The organism is Pseudolactococcus laudensis, from assembly GCF_013449735.1.
GTDB lineage: Bacteria > Bacillota > Bacilli > Lactobacillales > Streptococcaceae > Pseudolactococcus > Pseudolactococcus laudensis.
The window spans coordinates 63,170-81,847 of sequence record NZ_JACBNY010000009.1; the positions used below are offsets into that span (position 1 = coordinate 63,170).

General features: G+C 40.5%; 23 protein-coding genes, 2 pseudogenes and 1 riboswitch. Of the genes and pseudogenes, 19 read left to right on the top strand and 6 right to left on the bottom strand.

Annotated elements, in window-relative coordinates; genetic code table 11:
* Positions 1–22 precede the first annotated feature (22 nt).
* From HZR21_RS06605 to HZR21_RS06620, 4 genes are read left to right on the top strand one after another with little or no spacing between them, the layout of a single operon-like run.
* A complete protein-coding gene (locus HZR21_RS06605; protein WP_003139653.1) occupies positions 23–733 on the top strand; it encodes a DnaD domain-containing protein in 711 nt (236 codons plus the stop codon).
* Complete coding sequence (nth, locus tag HZR21_RS06610) at positions 723–1,367, top strand: endonuclease III (RefSeq protein ID WP_180746971.1); 645 nt, start codon at positions 723–725, stop codon at positions 1,365–1,367. Before HZR21_RS06605 ends, nth begins: the two co-directional genes overlap by 11 nt.
* Positions 1,364–2,062 carry a tRNA (adenine(22)-N(1))-methyltransferase gene (locus HZR21_RS06615; RefSeq protein WP_180746972.1) on the top strand — a complete coding sequence of 233 codons (699 nt, stop codon included), beginning with the start codon at positions 1,364–1,366 and terminating at the stop codon, positions 2,060–2,062. Before nth ends, HZR21_RS06615 begins: the two co-directional genes overlap by 4 nt.
* Positions 2,049–2,819, top strand: coding sequence for a Nif3-like dinuclear metal center hexameric protein (locus HZR21_RS06620; RefSeq protein WP_180746973.1), 771 nt, complete (start codon positions 2,049–2,051; stop codon positions 2,817–2,819). The genes HZR21_RS06615 and HZR21_RS06620 overlap by 14 nt, the downstream gene beginning before the upstream one ends.
* A gap of 30 nt (positions 2,820–2,849) precedes the next feature.
* Here HZR21_RS06620 and HZR21_RS06625 read toward each other — a convergent pair whose 3' ends face one another.
* The 4 genes from HZR21_RS06625 to HZR21_RS06640 form a co-directional block, all read right to left on the bottom strand.
* Positions 2,850–3,170, bottom strand: a complete 321-nt coding sequence (locus tag HZR21_RS06625; RefSeq protein WP_180746974.1) for a hypothetical protein — start codon at positions 3,168–3,170, stop codon at positions 2,850–2,852.
* Positions 3,171–3,229: 59 nt separating this feature from the next.
* Complete coding sequence (locus HZR21_RS06630) at positions 3,230–3,802, bottom strand: TetR/AcrR family transcriptional regulator (RefSeq protein WP_180746975.1); 573 nt, start codon at positions 3,800–3,802, stop codon at positions 3,230–3,232.
* A gap of 96 nt (positions 3,803–3,898) precedes the next feature.
* Positions 3,899–4,705, bottom strand: a complete 807-nt coding sequence (gene yidA / locus HZR21_RS06635) for a sugar-phosphatase (protein WP_180746976.1) — start codon at positions 4,703–4,705, stop codon at positions 3,899–3,901.
* A 178-nt stretch (positions 4,706–4,883) separates the two neighbouring features.
* The gene (locus tag HZR21_RS06640) at positions 4,884–6,203 is read right to left on the bottom strand and encodes an HD domain-containing protein (protein ID WP_180746977.1); all 1,320 of its coding nucleotides are present in this window, start codon (positions 6,201–6,203) and stop codon (positions 4,884–4,886) included.
* Positions 6,204–6,515: 312 nt separating this feature from the next.
* On the opposite strand from HZR21_RS06640, the gene HZR21_RS06645 reads away from it, so the two are divergent.
* The 7 genes from HZR21_RS06645 to HZR21_RS06675 all read left to right on the top strand — a co-directional run bounded on the left by HZR21_RS06645 (position 6,516) and on the right by HZR21_RS06675 (position 11,636).
* The gene (locus HZR21_RS06645) at positions 6,516–7,469 is read left to right on the top strand and encodes a thiamine pyrophosphate-dependent dehydrogenase E1 component subunit alpha (protein WP_003140631.1); all 954 of its coding nucleotides are present in this window, start codon (positions 6,516–6,518) and stop codon (positions 7,467–7,469) included.
* Complete coding sequence (locus HZR21_RS12035) at positions 7,462–8,418, top strand: alpha-ketoacid dehydrogenase subunit beta (RefSeq protein ID WP_180746978.1); 957 nt, start codon at positions 7,462–7,464, stop codon at positions 8,416–8,418. The genes HZR21_RS06645 and HZR21_RS12035 overlap by 8 nt, the downstream gene beginning before the upstream one ends.
* Complete coding sequence (locus HZR21_RS06655) at positions 8,419–8,799, top strand: YwiB family protein (protein WP_180746979.1); 381 nt, start codon at positions 8,419–8,421, stop codon at positions 8,797–8,799.
* A 147-nt stretch (positions 8,800–8,946) separates the two neighbouring features.
* Positions 8,947–9,969, top strand: coding sequence for a phosphoribosylformylglycinamidine cyclo-ligase (purM, locus tag HZR21_RS06660; RefSeq protein WP_180746980.1), 1,023 nt, complete (start codon positions 8,947–8,949; stop codon positions 9,967–9,969).
* Positions 9,966–10,511, top strand: a complete 546-nt coding sequence (gene purN / locus HZR21_RS06665; RefSeq protein WP_180746981.1) for a phosphoribosylglycinamide formyltransferase — start codon at positions 9,966–9,968, stop codon at positions 10,509–10,511. The genes purM and purN overlap by 4 nt, the downstream gene beginning before the upstream one ends.
* Positions 10,512–10,585: 74 nt before the next feature.
* Entirely contained in the window at positions 10,586–11,107 is a 522-nt protein-coding gene (locus HZR21_RS06670; RefSeq protein ID WP_180746982.1) for a P-loop NTPase family protein, read from the top strand.
* 22 nt (positions 11,108–11,129) lie between these two features.
* On the top strand, positions 11,130–11,636 hold the full coding sequence (locus tag HZR21_RS06675) for a flavin reductase family protein (RefSeq protein ID WP_180746983.1): 507 nt from the start codon (positions 11,130–11,132) through the stop codon (positions 11,634–11,636).
* Positions 11,637–11,655: 19 nt separating this feature from the next.
* Here HZR21_RS06675 and HZR21_RS06680 read toward each other — a convergent pair whose 3' ends face one another.
* Complete coding sequence (locus HZR21_RS06680; RefSeq protein WP_180746984.1) at positions 11,656–12,456, bottom strand: aminoglycoside 6-adenylyltransferase; 801 nt, start codon at positions 12,454–12,456, stop codon at positions 11,656–11,658.
* Between the two features lie 134 nt (positions 12,457–12,590).
* A riboswitch (TPP riboswitch) is annotated at positions 12,591–12,695 on the top strand.
* Between the two features lie 222 nt (positions 12,696–12,917).
* On the opposite strand from HZR21_RS06680, the gene thiD reads away from it, so the two are divergent.
* From thiD to thiE (HZR21_RS06715), 7 genes and pseudogenes are all read left to right on the top strand, one after another.
* A complete protein-coding gene (gene thiD / locus HZR21_RS06685; protein WP_310592562.1) occupies positions 12,918–13,655 on the top strand; it encodes a bifunctional hydroxymethylpyrimidine kinase/phosphomethylpyrimidine kinase in 738 nt (245 codons plus the stop codon).
* Position 13,656: 1 nt separating this feature from the next.
* Complete coding sequence (gene thiM / locus HZR21_RS06690) at positions 13,657–14,475, top strand: hydroxyethylthiazole kinase (protein ID WP_180746985.1); 819 nt, start codon at positions 13,657–13,659, stop codon at positions 14,473–14,475.
* A 127-nt stretch (positions 14,476–14,602) separates the two neighbouring features.
* A pseudogene (gene thiE / locus HZR21_RS06695) lies at positions 14,603–15,097 on the top strand (thiamine phosphate synthase); the annotation flags it as partial.
* Positions 15,091–15,786, top strand: coding sequence for a thiaminase II (tenA, locus tag HZR21_RS06700; protein ID WP_180746986.1), 696 nt, complete (start codon positions 15,091–15,093; stop codon positions 15,784–15,786). The pseudogene thiE (HZR21_RS06695) and the gene tenA, both read left to right, overlap by 7 nt.
* Position 15,787: 1 nt before the next feature.
* Complete coding sequence (gene thiW, locus HZR21_RS06705; RefSeq protein ID WP_180746987.1) at positions 15,788–16,303, top strand: energy coupling factor transporter S component ThiW; 516 nt, start codon at positions 15,788–15,790, stop codon at positions 16,301–16,303.
* Positions 16,296–17,117, top strand: a complete 822-nt coding sequence (thiM, locus tag HZR21_RS06710; protein WP_180746988.1) for a hydroxyethylthiazole kinase — start codon at positions 16,296–16,298, stop codon at positions 17,115–17,117. The genes thiW and thiM (HZR21_RS06710) overlap by 8 nt, the downstream gene beginning before the upstream one ends.
* Positions 17,110–17,730 (top strand): thiamine phosphate synthase, encoded by a 621-nt coding sequence (gene thiE, locus HZR21_RS06715; protein WP_180746989.1) that lies wholly within the window; start codon positions 17,110–17,112, stop codon positions 17,728–17,730. Before thiM (HZR21_RS06710) ends, thiE (HZR21_RS06715) begins: the two co-directional genes overlap by 8 nt.
* Before the next feature lie 17 nt (positions 17,731–17,747).
* Here the strand turns inward: thiE (HZR21_RS06715) and HZR21_RS06720 are convergent, their stop codons facing one another.
* Complete coding sequence (locus HZR21_RS06720; protein ID WP_180746990.1) at positions 17,748–18,416, bottom strand: DUF6198 family protein; 669 nt, start codon at positions 18,414–18,416, stop codon at positions 17,748–17,750.
* Between the two features lie 149 nt (positions 18,417–18,565).
* Between HZR21_RS06720 and HZR21_RS06725 the strand changes: the two are divergent.
* Positions 18,566–18,678: pseudogene (locus tag HZR21_RS06725) on the top strand (IS5/IS1182 family transposase); the annotation flags it as partial.

Here is an 18,678-nt window from a genome sequence, read left to right on the forward strand (position 1 = left end):
GGTTTTTTGGTATAATGAAATCATGACTTATTATGAACAATTCAAAAAAAATATCGTCTTACCACAGGCGATATTGACACATATTTTAGATATTTTTCCGACACTTGTGAGTTTCAACGTCTGGCTTTATTTTTATGGTAATGAATCACTAGCGCCGAGTCAAATTGCTGCCTTTTTACAGATGACGACAGCAGAGGTTAATCAAGAAATTAATCTCTTGACAGATTCAGAGACCTTAACAGCTGAATTTGATGAGTCAACAGGTGAGATGCACTTTGACACACGTCCAGCTTTTGCAAAATTAGATCATCTCTTAGCAGCCACAAACAATCAAGCATCAATCTCTGATTCTGAACTGGACAATGAAACAGAAACCGTTTCTGATATTGCAAGATTGATTGCAGCTTTCGAGCCTGAAATGCCAGGTGGTTTAACACCGATTAATATAGAAGAACTGCAAAAGTGGCTGAGTGATGATAAATTTGAAGTAGATCTAATCCTTCAAGCCTTACGTGAAGCAGCGCTAAATCGCAAAGTCTCACTACCTTATATTCGAGCGATTTTGCGTAACTGGCGTACTAATGGCATCGTGACAGCGCGTGATGTAGCAGATAACCGTGAAACTCGTGAGATGCGTCAAGCAGAGCAGCAGAGTGATACAACCCTATCAGATGATTATTTTAACTCAGTCGATAGCTTGCGTAAGGCTTGGGGGTATGATAATGCTCAGTAAGAAAAAATTTCTGGAAGTACTAGATATAATTGCAACCATGTTTCCTGAGGCTCATGGTGAATTAGATGCAGCAACGCCTTTTCAATTGTTGATTGCAGTGATTTTGTCAGCTCAGGCGACTGATAAGGGTGTCAATAAGGCAACACCAGCACTCTTTGCTAAATACCCTGACAGTCAAAGCCTAGCCTCGGCAGATGTTTCAGACGTTGAAAACTTAATTAAGACCATTGGCCTGTATCGCAGTAAAGCTAAAAACATCGTGAGAACGGCTGAGATGATTGAGACTGAGTTTGGTGGCGAGATTCCAAGAGATAAAGACTTGTTACAGACTTTGCCTGGCGTCGGTCGAAAAACAGCAAACGTTGTGCTTGGAGATGCGTTTGGAATTCCGGGTATCGCTGTAGATACACATGTCGAGCGTGTGTCGAAACGCCTACAGTTAGTCAAACAATCAGCGACCGTCACAGAAGTAGAAGAGAAGTTGATGAAGGTTGTGCCTGAATCAGAATGGGTCGTGACACACCATCGCTTGATTTTCTTTGGCCGCTATCACTGTACCGCTCGTGCACCGAAATGTGTCGCCTGTCCTGTTCTACCTTATTGTCACTTTGGAGAAAAAACTGTTTTAAAATGAAAAATGAAAAATTATCAAAACGTCTAACACAAGTTGGAGACTTTGTCCCGCAAGATGCTGTTTTATTGGATGTCGGAAGCGACCATGCTTATTTACCAATTCATCTCGTGAAAACCAAGCGTATTAGCAAGGCGATTGCTGGCGAAGTCGTTAAAGGCCCTTATGAGAGTGCTGTAGCAAATGTTAAATCAGCTAGCTTAGAAGAGCAAATAACAGTTAGACTTGCCAATGGCTTAGCTGCCTTTGATCCAGCAGTTGACGACGTGACAACAATCACGATAGCTGGCATGGGTGGTCACTTAATTGCTGAAATTTTAGAGGACGGACGCGATAAGTTGTGTCAAGTCTCAACCCTGATTTTACAACCTAATAATGGCGAACGCCATTTGAGACAATGGTTGCAAGCACACGATTTCACGATTTCTGATGAAAAAATCTTAGCAGAAAATGACAAGATTTATGAGATTATCGTCGCACATCCAGGAAAGTCAGCTGATAAATTAACGGAAGCCGAGCTCTGCTTTGGCCCCTTTCTACTACAAGAAAAGTCAGCAGTCTTTCTCGAAAAATGGGCATCAGAGTTAACCGCTAATCAATCGATTATGGCAAAAATTCCAGACTCAGCAGAACAAAAAAAAGCAGAGTTTTCAGCAAAAATCGCCAAAATCAAGGAGGTTTTAAATGTTAGCCAGTGATTTTTTCGCACGATATGAAGCTTATTGTCCTAAAGAGCTTGCCATGGCAGATGATCCAGTTGGTCTGCAAATTGGTACCCTCAACAAGGACATTCAAAAGGTCATGGTCACTCTAGATATTCGCGAGCAGACTGTTCAGGAAGCAATAGAACAAAATGTTGACGTGATTTTGGCCAAGCATCCTGTGATTTTTAGACCACTAGATAATCTGACTGATCAATATACACAGCAAAAAATCATCTTGGACTTGGTGCGCGCAGGCATTGCAGTTTACACTAGCCATACCAATATTGACATTGTAGAAAACGGCCTCAATGACTGGTTTTGTGAGATGCTAGACATCACCGAAACTGAAAGTTTGACCGACTTTGCTCTAGGTCGTGTTGGTAATATCCAACCGCAAACCCTAGGTGACTTTTCAGAAAAAGTCAAAGCAGCATTTGATTTATCAGGACTAACAGTTGTCTCTTATGATCCATCACTCACTCAAGAAATTAAACGTGTGGCCATCTGCGGTGGTAGTGGTGGTAAATTCTATCCAGAAGCCATCGCCAAACAAGCTGATGTCTATGTAACGGGCGATATTTATTATCATACAGCGCATGATATGCTATCACAAGACCTTTTAGCAATAGATCCAGGCCACCACATTGAAGTGTTATTTGTCAAAAAAGTGGCACAGATACTCAGAGCTTTTAAGACAGATGTCGCTATTATCGAAAGTAGTAGCCTTACAAATCCGTTTATAAAAAAATGATGCCAGTTTGAACAGGCATCATTTTTTTAATTATTTTTGGATATTGGCTTGTAAGGTTTTGAGCTCAGCCAACCAATCTACATAGAACTGTTCGACCAGATCAGGTGTAATCACTTTTTCTAACCAATATTCAGGATCAACCAACCATTTTGATTCAGTCAGTTGTTTGACATCAAAATTGGCGATATATTGATCAAAAGCATGGGCTAAATTAGGATCATCTGTTTTGTAAAGCTTAACTTGCTTCATGGGCTCAATCTCATTACTCTTAAAGTAAATGACAGCATAATTCGCATAATTATCGATTGTATAATATTGTGCCACGCGCTCAACAAATGTTTCATTATCCATTTTGTGAAAGACCTCCTTAATAAGGTTTAACGCCTTTTAAACTAATCCGGCCTATAAACTTAACGAGTAATCGGTACGATATGTGGATTTTTGAGAATGTAAGTAATGATTTCTTCAAATAAGGAAACGAGGTATTCATCAGAATAGGTCCGGATACCAGCGATACTTGAAGCGGCCATACCGTTGACAACAATCCATGTACGAATGTGTAAAGCCTCAATTTGCTCATCAGTCGAATCTTTATACTTGCTAGAGTTTGCGATAATTTTCTTGTAGTTTTCAAGAGAGTAGTCAAACATAATGTGATTCCGAGCAAATCCTTCAACAAATAGGGCACGATAGAGATTAGGATTCGCTTCAGAAAAACGGATAAAGGCAATTGCCAAAGAAACTAGAGGATCATCTGAATATTTTTCATTAAGTTTAACATCAAACATATAGTGAAAAACGTGTGTTAAAACAGCTCGTTTGTAGTTTTCCATGTTTTTAAAAGCGCCATAAATCGGTTGTGTCGAAATTCCAAATTTTTGCGCAACATCACGAGCGGTGAATTTTTCAAATCCATAGGTATTCAAATATTGAAAACCAAAATCAAGCAACATTTCATCAGTAATAACTTTTTTACGCGGCATATCTTATTTCCTCCGTAGCCCTTGGTCATGGGCTCATAAATAGTAGTGTTGTGGCACTAGATAGTAGTATGTGATAGGTAAAATGAATTAGCAGTTTTAAAGCACCCACTCGTTAATAGCGTGAGCCACACCAGATTCTTCATTAGATTTGGTGATGTATTTCGCTATTTTCTTGAGTTCTGGGTTACCATTTGCCATGACAACTGGGTTGCCAACAGCCTCTAACATTGAGCGGTCATTCTCTTCATCGCCAATGGCCATGGTCTCTTCATGAGAGATACCTAGCTTTTCAGCCAAGTGCTGGACGGCTAGCCCCTTACTAGCGTTTTTGTTAAGGATTTCAAGATAGAATGGTGTTGATTTAACGATTGTATAACGCTCTCTGAAACGTTGTGGCAGTTTTGCAATCGTCGCATCCAATTTTTCAGGCTCATCGATATACATCATCTTGATGATTTCGTGTTTGCTCATTTCTTCAGCAGTCCGATACTTCAATGGCAAGCCTGTAATATAAGCCTCATTGATCGAATACTTACTGATATTGCGGTTATGCGTATAAATAGTAGACATGGTAATCGAGTGGAGTGGCGTATCAAGTCTGCGGCTCTCCATTTCGATATCCAAATAATCATCATAAGTTAAAGGTTCGTCGATGAAAGCCTCACCGGTTGCAGTAGCCTGAACTAATGCACCATTGTATGTGATAACATAGTCACCAGTATCTAGTAGATTTAAAGATTCAAGAATATTTTTAACCCCTAAAAGTGGACGTCCAGTCGCAATGACGATTTTTACGCCAGCTGCTTTGGTTTTTTGAATGGCCTCAAAAATTTCAGGTGTGATTTCTCGATTATTATTGACAAGCGTACCGTCGATGTCGATAGCAACAAGTTTAATTGACATGATTATATGATATGAGTTAGGTGCCTGAAGGCCCTTCTGACGAAATATCAGAAGTCGTACCAGTCAAGTCCTTAACTCAGTTCCTTTCTACTAATTCACTTCGTAATTATTGAAACTTGACCTCTGCTCATACCTCCCTCTAAGCGAGGCGCGAGGCCATTTGCAAACATAGATTTGCTTAAGGTCTTTTTTTTCCTAAAAAATGGTCGTTTTTAATATAGCTAACAAAATCTTCTTGTTCAGCTTTAAACAGCGTCTCTGGACTGAGTATATCCCTTGGAAAGTAGAAGCGATTATCGCCATGTGTTGTGCCAGTCAATGATTTGACAAGGCTTGATAATTCTGATAATTCAGTCAGCGTGCCATCTTTTTGCATGATTTCGATTTGCGTCCGAGGATTTTGTAGTTCAGGACGATACAAATCATAAGGTAAATCAAAGTTGGAGTGGACGGCTGTATAGTAATCTGTATCAAATCCGATTTTTTCAATGATTTGACGCAGAACTTCTAAATCTTTTTCATCAGCACTATCATATTTGATAGATTTAGCTAATTTGCGATTGATGAAAGCATTGCTTAAATCTGATAAGATTTCATCTGGATGTGTCTGCCAGTTTTGGAAATAAGTGGTCATGACACCATCGTCAAGATGCAGATAGTCTGAAAGTGTGAAATTATGCTCGAAGAAAGGCACCAGACGCGGACTTGTCAGTTTGAAATAGTCCTTTTGCGTCGGGTAGAGCACTTTGGCACGTTTCAAAAGCTGATGCAATAAAACCTCCATGGCACGACTTGCTGGGTGGAAATAAACCTGCATATACATTTGATAGCGACTGACGATGTAATCTTCGACAGCATGCATCCCTTGGATTTTAAAAGCAATACCGTTGTCAACAGGTGTAATCACACGCATAATTCGTGTTAAATCAAATTCACCATAAGTCGCACCGGTATAATAAGAATCTCTTAAGAGATAATCCATACGATCTGCATCAATTTGACTCGAAATGAGCTGAACAACCTGCTGATTCTCATAATCGTGGGTAATGACGCTTGCAATTTTGTCAGGGAAGTCAGGTGCTACTTTTCTCAAGACAGCATTGACCTCAGTAGAAGGATCAGTGATAATATTGACCGTAATCGCCTCATGGTCAGTATCGAAAACACCTTCAAAAGTATGAGAGAATGCACCATGTCCGACATCATGAAGTAGAGCAGCACATTGTGTAACAAGATTCTCTTCTGGGTTCCAAGTTTCAGGATAGTTTTTGGTAAACATTTCCGTGATTTGCTTGGCAATATTGTAAACACCTAAACAGTGCGTAAAACGGCTATGTTCCGCACCATGGAAGGTATAGCTGGAAGTGCCGAGTTGCTTAATGCGGCGCAATCTCTGAAATTCTGTCGTACCAATCAGGTCATAAATAATTTGGTTGCTGACAGGGATATAATTGTGAACAGGATCGCGAAAAACTTTCTCTAATTTTGTATTTGGCATACTAAGCTTTCTATACTATTATAAGTAGTTATATTATAACTTAAATTACTGAAAAATGCACGTTTTTTGATTAAAAAATGTCTTAATAATTTCTTACAAATAGGAATAAAATGACCTTGACTTATTGGGATATAAATTTCATGAAACTGAAATACTTAATTTCTGGAAAATTATCGTATAATAGACTTACATGTGCTTTTTAGATGATTTCAAAATCAAGTTATGCTTGAAACAGAAATATCTGGCGAAAAATTAAAAATAAAGACTTTCAGCGAACACGAATTCGTGAAGTCGGAAGAAAGGAAAGGTATAATGCAAAATATTGAAAAAAAACGGGCATTGACTTGGTACCAAACGATGGTAACCATCCGAGATTTTGAAAATATCATCGATGATAAAAATCGTGCAGGTTTTTTGTATGGCACGACCCATCTTTACAATGGTCAAGAAGCCATCGCTACTGCCATTTGTGATTTATTATCACCAGAAGATATGATACTTTCAACCCATCGAAATCACGGGCATGCCATTGCCAAAGGCACCAAAACTTACCCCATGTTTGCTGAGATTTTCGGCAAAAAAACAGGAACAAACGGTGGTCACGGGGGGTCTATGCACATTAGTGATACATCGGTCGGAAATTTCGGAGGAAATGGCATCGTTGGCGGGAATTATCCAGTCGCCCTTGGCCTAGCACAAGCTCTGAAAATGGACGGCTCAGAGCGCATTGTCGTCTGTTTTTCTGGCGACGGCTCGACGAATGAAGGCACCTTCCATGAGAGCCTCAATTTAGCCAGTATCTGGAAGTTACCGATTATTTTTGTGGTTGAAAACAACCAATATGCCATGTCAAGTGATGCATCTGTCATGATAGCAGGGAGCATCTCAGAGCGAGCAAAAAATTATGACATGAGCGCTTATAAGGTAGATGGACAAGATGTTTTTGCTGTCCATGATGTCTTTTCGCAGGCGCGTCAAGATGTTAAAAGTGGACCAGTCTTGATTGAAGCCGTGACTTATCGCTTTAAAGGTCACTCACGCTCGGATAGCGAGCAATATCGTACACCAGATGAGTTTTTTAACTGGGAAGACCCAATTAAAAAATTACGTGAGGCTTTGATTGCTGACTATGACGTTTCATCAGAAGAAATCGCCTTGATAGACGAAAAAATCTATCGCCACCTCTCATCAGAGGCTGAGCAAGCCTTAACAGACGAGGACGCTAGCAGTCCAAGTGATATTTGGAAGGCGGTATATAGTGACTAAAACGTATTTACAAGCAATCAATGAAGGCTTGCGCCAGATTTTAACAACCATACCAGAAAGTTATATTCTGGGTGAAGATGTTGGGACTTATGGTGGTGGATTTGGCGCGACAAAAGGTTTAGTCGCTGATTTTCCAGACCGTGTTTTAGACACGCCGATTTCTGAGGCAGCCATTACGGGTGTTGCGACAGGATCAGCTTTACTCGGTAAACGCCCTATTCTTGAAATCCAATTTTCTGACTTTTTGACTGTCGCCATTGACCAACTTGTTAATGAGGCAGCAAAAATTCATTTTCTATCAATGGGGGAGCAATCTGTCCCTATGGTTATCCGTGCAGCAAGTGGTTCTGGTACTGGTGCCAGTTCGCAACATTCTCAGAGTTTCGAGAACTGGTTTGCGCATGTACCGGGCTTGATTGTCGTCATGCCGTCGAATGCTTATGATGCCAAAGGTATCTTGGTTGCTGCGGTTAAAAATAATAATCCTGTTTTAATTTTTGAGCCTAAATCACTTTATAAAACAGCCATGCCAGTACCATCAGAACTTTATGAAGTGCCAATCGGTCAAGCTAAAGTTGTTCAATCTGGTAGTGATATAACGATTATTGCCCTTGGGCGAATGGTTGAGGTGGCTAAGACTGTTGCGAGTCAAACAGATATATCAATTGAAATTGTCGACCCAATTACGATTTCACCGCTTGATATTGAGACACTCGCAGCATCTGCCAAAAAAACGGGCAAAGTCTTAATTTTAACTGAGGCTGTCAAACGCTCAGGCATTTCAGGTGAAATTTTAGCGCAGCTCGTCGAGGGTGGCTTTAGTGGTCAAATCAAACGATTGGGCGGATACTTCATGCCAATCTCAGCGGCTAAATCAGTTGAACTTGCGCAAGTACCAACCGTTGATGAAATTCTTACGACCATTGGCACGATGATGGAGGAGGTTTAAATGGTTAAAATTACAATTGATAACTTGATTAATATTGACCATGAAACTGAAATCATTCATGAGGAATATACGGGCGATTATCACGAGAAGAACGGGAGTCATTTTCTTGTTTATCAAAATGAGATTAGCGAAAAAGTCGTCATGAAGTATGACACTGAGATGTTGACGATTACACGTTTTTCAAAGCCTAGCACGATTATGAAAATGCATCCAGAGGTGGTTACGAAAACTGCAATTCCTACACCTGTTGGCCCACAGCGTTTCGAGATTAAAACGCAACTTTATAAAAAGTCTGCGACTGGCTTTAAAGCGAGTTATCAATTCTGGCAAGGTGAGACAAAAATCGCTCAGTATGATTTAGAGGTACATTTTTCTTACTAGACAAGATATTTTCTTTAAAAACCGAACATTATCGCTAAAAACTGTCTGAAATGGCAGTTTTTTTGCTGATTTCCGTAGAAATTAACCTATAATGATAAAAAAGGCCGTATTTGAATTGGCTTAAACAAAAGAAAGTTGGAACCAAGAGTGTCTGAAAAAAATGCTTACGCGCAAGCTGGTGTCGATGTAGAGGCTGGATATGAAGTTGTTGAACGGATTAAAAAACACGTTAAACGCACAGAACGTTTAGGCGTCATGGGCGCGCTAGGCGGTTTTGGCGGTATGTTTGACCTAACAACGACAGGTGTCAAAGAACCCGTCCTCGTTTCTGGAACAGACGGCGTCGGCACCAAGTTGCTGCTCGCTATCGAGGCGGACAAGCATGACACGATTGGGATTGACTGTGTTGCCATGTGTGTCAACGACATTATCGCCGCAGGTGCAGAACCTCTTTATTTCCTAGATTATGTCGCAACAGGCAAAAACATTCCTGCCAAACTCGAACAAGTCGTAGCAGGTGTCGCAGAAGGCTGTGTCCAGTCTAATGCAGCCCTAGTAGGTGGCGAAACTGCCGAAATGCCTGGGATGTATGGTGAAGATGATTATGACCTCGCTGGATTTGCAGTAGGTGTGGCTGAGAAGTCTCAGATTATCACTGGGGAGAAGATTTCAAAGGGAGATATATTGATTGGTTTAGCCTCTTCTGGTATCCATTCAAATGGTTTTTCACTTGTCCGCAAGGTTTTTGCTGGGACTGATTTAAATGCGCAAACGCTTGAGCTTGGTGGTCAAAAACTAATTGATAATTTGTTAACACCAACTAAAATTTATGTCAAAGATTTAATGCCTTTGGTTAAAGCAGGTGTTATTAATGGTATTTCACATATCACAGGCGGTGGATTTATCGAAAACATCCCACGTATGTTTGGCGATGACTTAGCAGCAGAAATCACAGAAGGCACTTGGGATATCTTACCGATTTTTGATTTGTTAGAAAAAACAGGTAACCTCAAACACAGTGAAATGTTTGAAATCTTCAACATGGGCTTAGGCATGGTGCTTGCTATTTCACCAGAAAACCTTGAACAAGCTAAAGCCTTGCTTAACGGCAACTGTTTTGAAATCGGTCAAATCGTTAAGCGCGAGACAGCAGCGGTTATCATCAAATGAAATTAGCTGTTTTTGCCAGCGGTTCTGGTACGAATTTTGAAAATCTTGTCAAACAAGGAGTCCCTATCACTTTTCTATTCACAGATAAGCGTGATGCTAAAGCTTTAAAGCGAGCTGAAAAACTAGGGATTACAGCGCATACGTTTGAGTTAAAAGAGTTTGAAAATAAGGCTGCCTATGAGACGGAATTGTTAAAGCTCTTGGCGCAATATGAGATTGACCTCATCGTTCTAGCTGGCTACATGAAAATCGTCAGTCCAACTTTGCTGCAAGCCTATGAAGGTAAAATCATCAACATCCACCCGGCTTATCTCCCAGAATTTCCTGGGGCACATGGTATTGAAGATGCTTGGCGTGCAGGTGTGGCGGAGAGTGGTGTGACAATTCATTATGTTGACGCAGGCGTCGATACAGGTCAGATTATCGCCCAACAACGCGTTCCGATTTTACAAAATGACACATTAGAAACATTTGAGGCACGAATTCATGAGATGGAGTATTTGCTTTATCCAGAAGTCTTACGAGAGATTTTAGAGAAATGAAAAAAAGAGCTTTCGGGCTCTTTTTTGATTGATAAATAATAGTTTATTATGTTAAATTAGTGTAAAATGAAGATATGGAGAAAATTATTATTATTGGCGTATCTGGTGCTGGTAAATCTGTTTTATCACGAGAAATTGCCAAAAAGTTGCAGCTGCCTGTTTATCCATTGGATGCTTTTTATCATTTGCCTGGTGGTAAGACGTTAGACCGTGCGATTTTCATCACGAAACAAGAAGAAGTGATGGCGACTGATAGATGGCTTATTGACGGAAATTACGCGGGTACCTTACCGATGCGGCTTGCACAAGCTGACACGGTCATCTGGCTTGACTTTCCCGCTAAACGAAACATCTTTCGCATCATCAAACGTTCCATGCAATTTCGTCAGGATAAAAGCTCGCGCCCAGATATGCCAGACCATTTTCAAGAAAAAATGTTTGATAAAGATTATATGAAGTTCTTAAAGTTTGTTTGGACTTTTAATCAAAAAGTGCGACCGTATATCGTGACAGCACTTGAATCGCGTCCGAATACAGTCAAACTTATCACTTTAAAAAATCGCCGACAAGTTCGTGACTTTTTAGAAAGTCTTTAGGTATTAAGAAAAGAGACCTCACATGACATTTAAATCCGTTCGCATTAACACGCTCAATATGAATCCTTTTACTAAAATTGGTAAAGAATGGTTGTTGATTACGGCTGGTACAGCTGATAACTGCAATACCATGACAGCCAGTTGGGGAGGCTTTGGTTTTCTCTGGAACCGCAATGTCGCGACAATCTATATTCGCCCACAACGCTATACGAAAACATTTGTGGATACTGCCGATACGTTTACACTCAGCTTTTTTGGTCGAGATTTCCGTAAAGAATTGACCTATCTTGGTCATACAAGTGGGCGCGACGAAAATAAAATCGCAAATACTGGCCTCACACCTTATCAGTTAGAAAATACCGTAGGATTTGAAGAGGCAGAGATGATTTTCGTCATGAAAAAACTCTATCAAGCGAGTATTGACCCTGAAAAATTCCTTGACCCTACGATTTCCGAGCATTACCCTGAAAAAGACTATCATGATATGTACATTGCCGAAATCGTTAAAGTTTATGTGAAGGAACAATAAAAAGCCGATCGAGGCTTTTTTATAATTTTTGCAAAATGTAGTCAGTTGCTCGATCAACGGTTGCTACGTCATAAGTCAGTTGTAAATCATGACTCAGACTTGGTAGAAGTTCAGTCGCCATATGAAGAGCAGTAGATAAAGCTAGCCCAGTCCGAGTCAAATCTGACAAATCATATAAGCATTCAAGACCGTCAAAATAATCAGGAAGTCGCTTGTGTGCCTTACCAACTGATAGCGAAAAGTCTGTGTCCTTTCCGACCCGCCAACTAAGCAGACGGTAAAGCTCTTCACGAACGATTGTCCCAAAGAAGTAGTTGGCATAGAGTAGCTCACCTCGCAAGATGCCTTTAAGCACATAGGTGCTGACCCAGAAAAATTCTGTGACGCAAGCATCGAATTCGCGTTGGGTTGGATGTTGTATCCAGTGGGTTCGGTCGGTTGTTGCGGGGAGGTTGGTGCAAACGCCTGTTTTGTCAAGGAGGATTGTGTTGAGGGTATCTTCAGCCAAGTAAGCTGGAACTGAGGAGACTGGCTGGATTTTCAAGTCGAGGCGGTTACCGTCCATGAATTGCATGAGCCAGCACCATTGATTTTTCTCGGGTAAAATTTGCTGAATCATGAGTTCGCCAAAGTGGTTGCGATCAAACTGCTCAAAAGTTGGGAAGTCAGCATCTGAAACAAAGTAGGTGATGTCGTAATCTTGATACTGGTCTTGCTTGACAGTTGGGTCATTTCGCGAGCCTTCGCTACCAATCATGAGAATGGCTGGATTTTTCTGTCCTGTTGTCATGATAAGGTTAAAAAGTGTTTCTGATGTCATGATTTTCTCCTTATCTTTTAGTATAACATATGATTTATCATAAAAAGCAGTATTTTCACAAAAAAATGTTATTTTTAGATGAAAATTAAGATAAATATGATATAATGACCGTAGGTAACACATTTAATTAAATAACTCATCACAAGGGGAGCCGTTTTTGGCTGAGATTGAGCGCTTGCTCTGGACTCTTTGAACCTGAACTCGTTAGGACGAGCGGAGGGATGTGATTGATATGTTTTGATTGATAAGAAAATAGATAGGACTCAGAGGTGTTAGATATTTAAGACTAACACCCAATTCAGCAACACAAGAGTATCTACTCTATTTTACTATCGTGCTAACAATGCTATCAACCTCTCCTTGTGATAAAAAAGGAGAGGTTTTTTTGTATGGAAATGACGCAAAAAGCATTGACAATTGCAGGCTCTGACTGTAGCGGAGGTGCAGGAATCTAGGCTGATTTGAAAACGTTTTCGGCACATGGTGTCTATGGTATGTCTGTTATCACAGCGATTGTGGCTGAAAATACCTATCGTGTCAGTGGCATTATGGATGTAAATCCTGACATGATTGACAAGAAAATCAAGGATGTGTTTGAGGATATTTGTCCCGATGCTGTTAAAATCGGTATGCTTAACACGATAGAAACGATGATATCTGTCGCTGAAAGTCTCAAAATTTGGCAGCCCCAAAATGTTGTGATTGACCCTGTCATGTATGCTAAAAATTGTAGTCCGCTCATGGCGCTTGATGCGATTGAAACCCTGATTAAAGTCATTGTTCCCCTTGCAACGCTTGTCACACCCAACATACCAGAGGCTGAGGAAATTTCGGGAATGACGATTTCAAATATTGGCGATATGAAGGTAGCGGCGATAAAAATACATGAGATGGGTTGCCAATCAGTGCTCATCAAAGGTGGTCATGCCAGAGGAGATGCAACAGACATTCTTTACGATGGTCACAAGTTTTATCAGTTTACGACATCACGGATACAGACAAAAAATACACACGGCACAGGCTGTACGTTATCTTCAGCAATTGCCAGTAATCTAGCACTAGGATATGCGATGGCTGATGCTGTCAAACTGGCTAAAGATTACGTGACACAAGCGATTGTCCACGCCTTACCTTTCGGTCAAGGCAATGGTCCAACGCATCATTTTCATAACTTGGTTCAAAAAAATAGGAGACAATAAAATGACTGAACTAATGCCTGATTTGCTTAAAAATATTCGAGACTCAAAACCTTTGGTGCATCATTTGACGAATTATGTCACGGTTAATGACTGTGCTAACATAACACTTTCTATCGGTGCATCACCGATTATGGCTGATGCTATTGAAGAATCAGCAGATATTGCTACCATATCTCAAGCAGTTGTGCTTAATATCGGAACACTTAATGCTCAAACTATCCCGGCTATGATTGCAGCTGGTAAAGCAGCTAATTCAATTAATGTTCCAGTCATTTTAGACCCAGTCGATGCAGGTGCCTCAACTTTTCGAAATCAAACAGTTAACCAGTTAATGTCAGAAGTTAACTTTTCGGTTATTCGTGGCAATATATCTGAAATTAAATATATCGCAGGCTTAGATGCGATAACGAAAGGTGTTGATGCCTCTGACAATGATATTAAAAATATAGATGAATCACGCACTGTTGCGCAAAAATTAGCAAAACGCCTTAAAACTGTGATTGCCATTACGGGAATAGTTGACGTGATTTCTGACGGAAACCAAGTAATTACCATTGCAAATGGACATAAAAAAATGGCTGAAATTACCGGTACTGGCTGTATGTGCACATCGCTTATAGGGGCATATTGTGGCGGAAATCCAGATGCTATTTTTCAGGCAACAGCAACTGCAATTTTGTCAATGGGAATTGCGGGGGAAATTGCTTATGAAAAAGTTGGCAAATTAGGGAATGGACACTATCATGCAGCGATTCAAGACGTTATTAGTTTGTTAACTGAGAAGATTTTACGAGAAAGGGCATGTGTGACAATTGATTAAGTCAATAGATTATAGTCTGTATTTAGTAACGGACAGTAAGTTGATGTTAACAGAAAGGTTGGAAGAGGCCGTTGAACAAGCTATTTTAGGTGGCGTCACAGTCGTTCAACTATGAGAAAAAAAGGCTAATTCTAAAACATTTTTAGAGCAAGCTTTGCGTGTTAAAAAAGTGACAGGTCATTATCAAACACCACTAATTATTAATGATCGTGTTGATATAGCTTTAGCAATTGATGCAGATGGGGTACATGTTGGGCAAGATGATTTACCAGTTGCTACTGTTAGACGATTGATTGGGGCTGATAAACTAATTGGTGTTTCGGTTAGTAACTTAAAGGAGACGCAAAAAGCTTTGAAAGATGGTGCTGATTATTTGGGTGTTGGTGCCATGTATGCGACTGATACGAAAACAGATGCCGCTCAAGTCTCATTTTCTGAATTGAGTAAAATTCGCAAGGCAACTGACTTGCCTATTGTTGTGATTGGGGGGATTAATAAGACAAGTTTACAAAATTTTAGAGGCTTTGGTGTTGATGGATTTGCAATCGTTTCGGCAATCATTGCGCAATCAGATATTAAAAAGGCGACATTTGAGTTGAAAGGATTAGTTGAGACATGCTAGCAAAGAAACTAAAGAGACATGTTACAGAGTTATGGGAGACAACCTACCAACACCCCTTCGTCCAGGAACTCGGTCAAGGCAGACTACCGCAAGAAAAATTTAAATTTTATCTGCTACAAGACTATCTCTACCTCCTTGATTATGCGCGTCTCATGGCTTATGCTGCGATACATGCGGATGATGAATTAAGCATGTGCTATTTTACTCACATACAATCTGATATTTTAGACTCAGAACTTGAGACACATAGAAACTATATGGCAACATTTGACATTTCATCTGAAGTAGCAGCAAAAGTTCAACCGACCTTGTTTAATCGCGCTTATGCAGCCAATATGTTAGCCACTGCACAAAGTGGTCAACTTTCTAAAATCATTGCAACAGTGCTACCGTGTGCTTGGACTTATGCCGAATTTTCCCAGCGCTTGGTCAAAGCCTACAACCATGAGCTAGCCAATAACCCTTATCGAGTCTGGCTAGAAAAATATGCGTCTGATGATTTTGCCCAGTCAGCACAATGGTTGCTTGCAAAGTTAGAGGCCTTGATGCAAGATAAATCTGAGCAGGACTATCAAGAAATTCAGGCGATTTTTAAATCCAGTTTAGAATTTAAGTATCTCTTTTGGGAGATGTCCTATGAGATGCAAACTGGTGTTTTCGAAAATTATGAGAGACAAAAGGGGAAATAAAATGACAAACGAAAAATTTTTAAATCGCTTAGTTTTTTTGGCTATGATGGTCGCAGTTGGTGTCGTCATCTCACCTTTACTCCGAGTGGAGGGATTTGCACCTATGCAACATTTGGTGAATGTGACGTGTGCCGTCTTTCTAGGGCCGTGGTATTCACTAGCTTGTGCGGTAGCAATCGGGGTGATTCGGATGTCACTGATGGGGATTCCCCCGCTTGCCTTAACTGGTGCTGTTTTTGGTGCCTTTCTATCTGGCATTTTCTATGCTAAAACGGGTAAAATCTGGGCAGCAGTTCAAGGTGAAATCATCGGAACTGGCCTTATTGGTTCAATAGTATCGTATCCTATCATGACGCTTTTATATGGCAAAAGTGACCTCACATGGCTGTTTTACGTGCCGTCGTTTTGTATTGCCAGTACTATGGGCGGCACACTTGCAGGTATCATGCTTTATGCCATGAAGAAAAATGGTGTTTTAGCTAAACTCACAAAAGGGTTGGGACGAAAAAATGATTAAAAAACCGCTCATTCACTATATCACGCACCCAATTGCCATGACGGATTGTGCGAACGCAATTTTGGCAATCGGTGGGAGTCCGATTATGGCAGAGCATCACGCCGAAGTTCAGGACATCACAGCCAAATCATCAGCCTTAGTTGTTAATCTTGGGAATACTACTGATTATCGGATGCAAGCTATGCGTTTATCAGGTCAAGTCGCCTTAGAAAAAAGATTACCGATAGTCCTTGATTTAACAGGCATAGCAGTGAGTTCTCTTCGTAGAACGTTTGCGCATGACTTTATCACAATGTTTTCGCCACAGCTCGTTAAAGGTAATGTGTCTGAAATTTTAGCCTTGTTGGCGTTTGCAACGCAGGCAAATGGTGTGGATACTGGAGATAACCATTTGACGACAGAGCAGCTGATGAAGATGAGAAGTTTTTGTCAGGCGCATAGCTGTATCCTCCTTGTAACAGGGGAAATTGATGTGATTGTTGATTTAGGTCGTTTTATCTGTCTGAAAAATGGCTCTGATAAATTAATACAAGTAACCGGAACGGGTTGTTTATTGTCCGGTATGCTAGGTTATTTTCTAAGTCAAGTTTCTGATTTAGAAACGGTAGATGCTGTGGTTAAAGCAGTGGGACTTCTGACGATTGCTAGTGAATATGCTGATAAGAACACAGCTGGTCTAGGTAGTTTTAAGGCGAGTTTATTTGACTATCTTGGTAATTTGAAACCAAATCAGATTAAGGGAAAAATATTGTATTTTGAGCGTCAAATGCCTCAAGATATTGTTAGGTATAGAAAGGATAACTGGCATGAATAAAAGTGATTTAAGATTATATCTAGTGACTGATCGTGGTAATTTAAGTGAGCAAGATTTTTTGACTCAAATCGAGCAAGCTATTTTAGGTGGTGCGACATGTGTTCAACTACGTGAGAAAGAAATGTCTGGTCGATCGTTTTACCAATTAGCTTTGCAGGTTAAAGCAGTAACGGATAGGTATGGTGTTCCATTTTTAATCAATGACCGTCTGGATATCGCTTTAGCGGTTGATGCGAGTGGCGTACATCTAGGTCAGAGTGATTTACCGGTCGCAGTAGCCAGACAGATTTTAGGGCCAAACAAGCTCGTCGGTATTTCTGCTAAGACAGTGGCACAAGCACTGGCTGCACAAATAGGTGGTGCTGATTATTTAGGAGTCGGCGCTATGTTTCCAACCACAACAAAAGTCATCACGCAAGAAACAACACGAGAAACCTTGAAGGTGATTACTGAGACGGTTAAGCTACCTGTTGTCGCAATAGGAGGGATTTCGAAGGCGAATAGTCATCAATTAATCGGTACAGGAATTACTGGTATTGCTGTAGTTTCAGCGATTATGAAGTCTAGTCACCCGAGAAATGTGGCTGCTGAATTAAGCCAGATACCATTTTAGGCAAAAAAACACAGATTTTAAAGTCTGTGTTTTAATTTAGGGAAAATATAGGTGTCGGCGTTGTTGATGAGTGTGCCTTGAAAAAAAAGAGCGACTGCTGTACCGATGTTGACTGCGACAACTTGGCGATAAATGAGTCCTAATATGATAATCAGGAGTGCTGGCACTGAAAAGTTGACCCACTGCGCGAGGTTCGCGTTGCCGTTGAAATACTGAAATCTGAGGATGTTTGTCATTTCGTCAATGGGGTGAAGGATTAAGTTCAAGCGTTGGTAGATGGAGATGGCAATGGCAATCATCACGATACCAAGGATGTCTAGTGCAATGATGGCTACTAGCGGTAAGTTTGAAATCCCGAGACTTAGGAAGAATTGCTTAAAGAGGCCGATGAATGGTGCGAAAAAGCTGATGAATATAATATTGCCGAAAATACTTGGCCAGTCAAACCGACGGATTAGGGCGATGTTAATCAGAATTTGGATGGCGCCGTAGAAGATGAGCACCCAAGAAATTGAATAATTAAAGTCCAGTGCGATGTTTGCAGCGGATGCGGTCCACATACTAGAGCCCATGTTGGCTGCGACTGTTAAGCCGTTGCCTGTTGCATTAATAAAGAGTGAGAGGGCGAAATAAAAAATCGTCTCTAAAACTGTCGGCTTTCTGAGCCCGTCTTGTGTTGTAATCATAAAGCTATTATACTACACTTGTTTAATAAAGTTATCATTTGTAACCCTTTTCTATTCAATTTTTCTTGCAAGGTTTTATTTAAGGGCACCTCTAAAAACGTATGAAAAGAGGTATAATAGATTAAAAATAAGCTGACGAGGTATTGAAGATGAATTTATTTGGAGATAGCGACTATCTTGAAAAATTAAGTTTAAAAGGAGACCCTCTTGAGCGGCTAGAAAAAGTGGTTGATTTCGAGTGTTTTCGCCCAACTCTTAACCG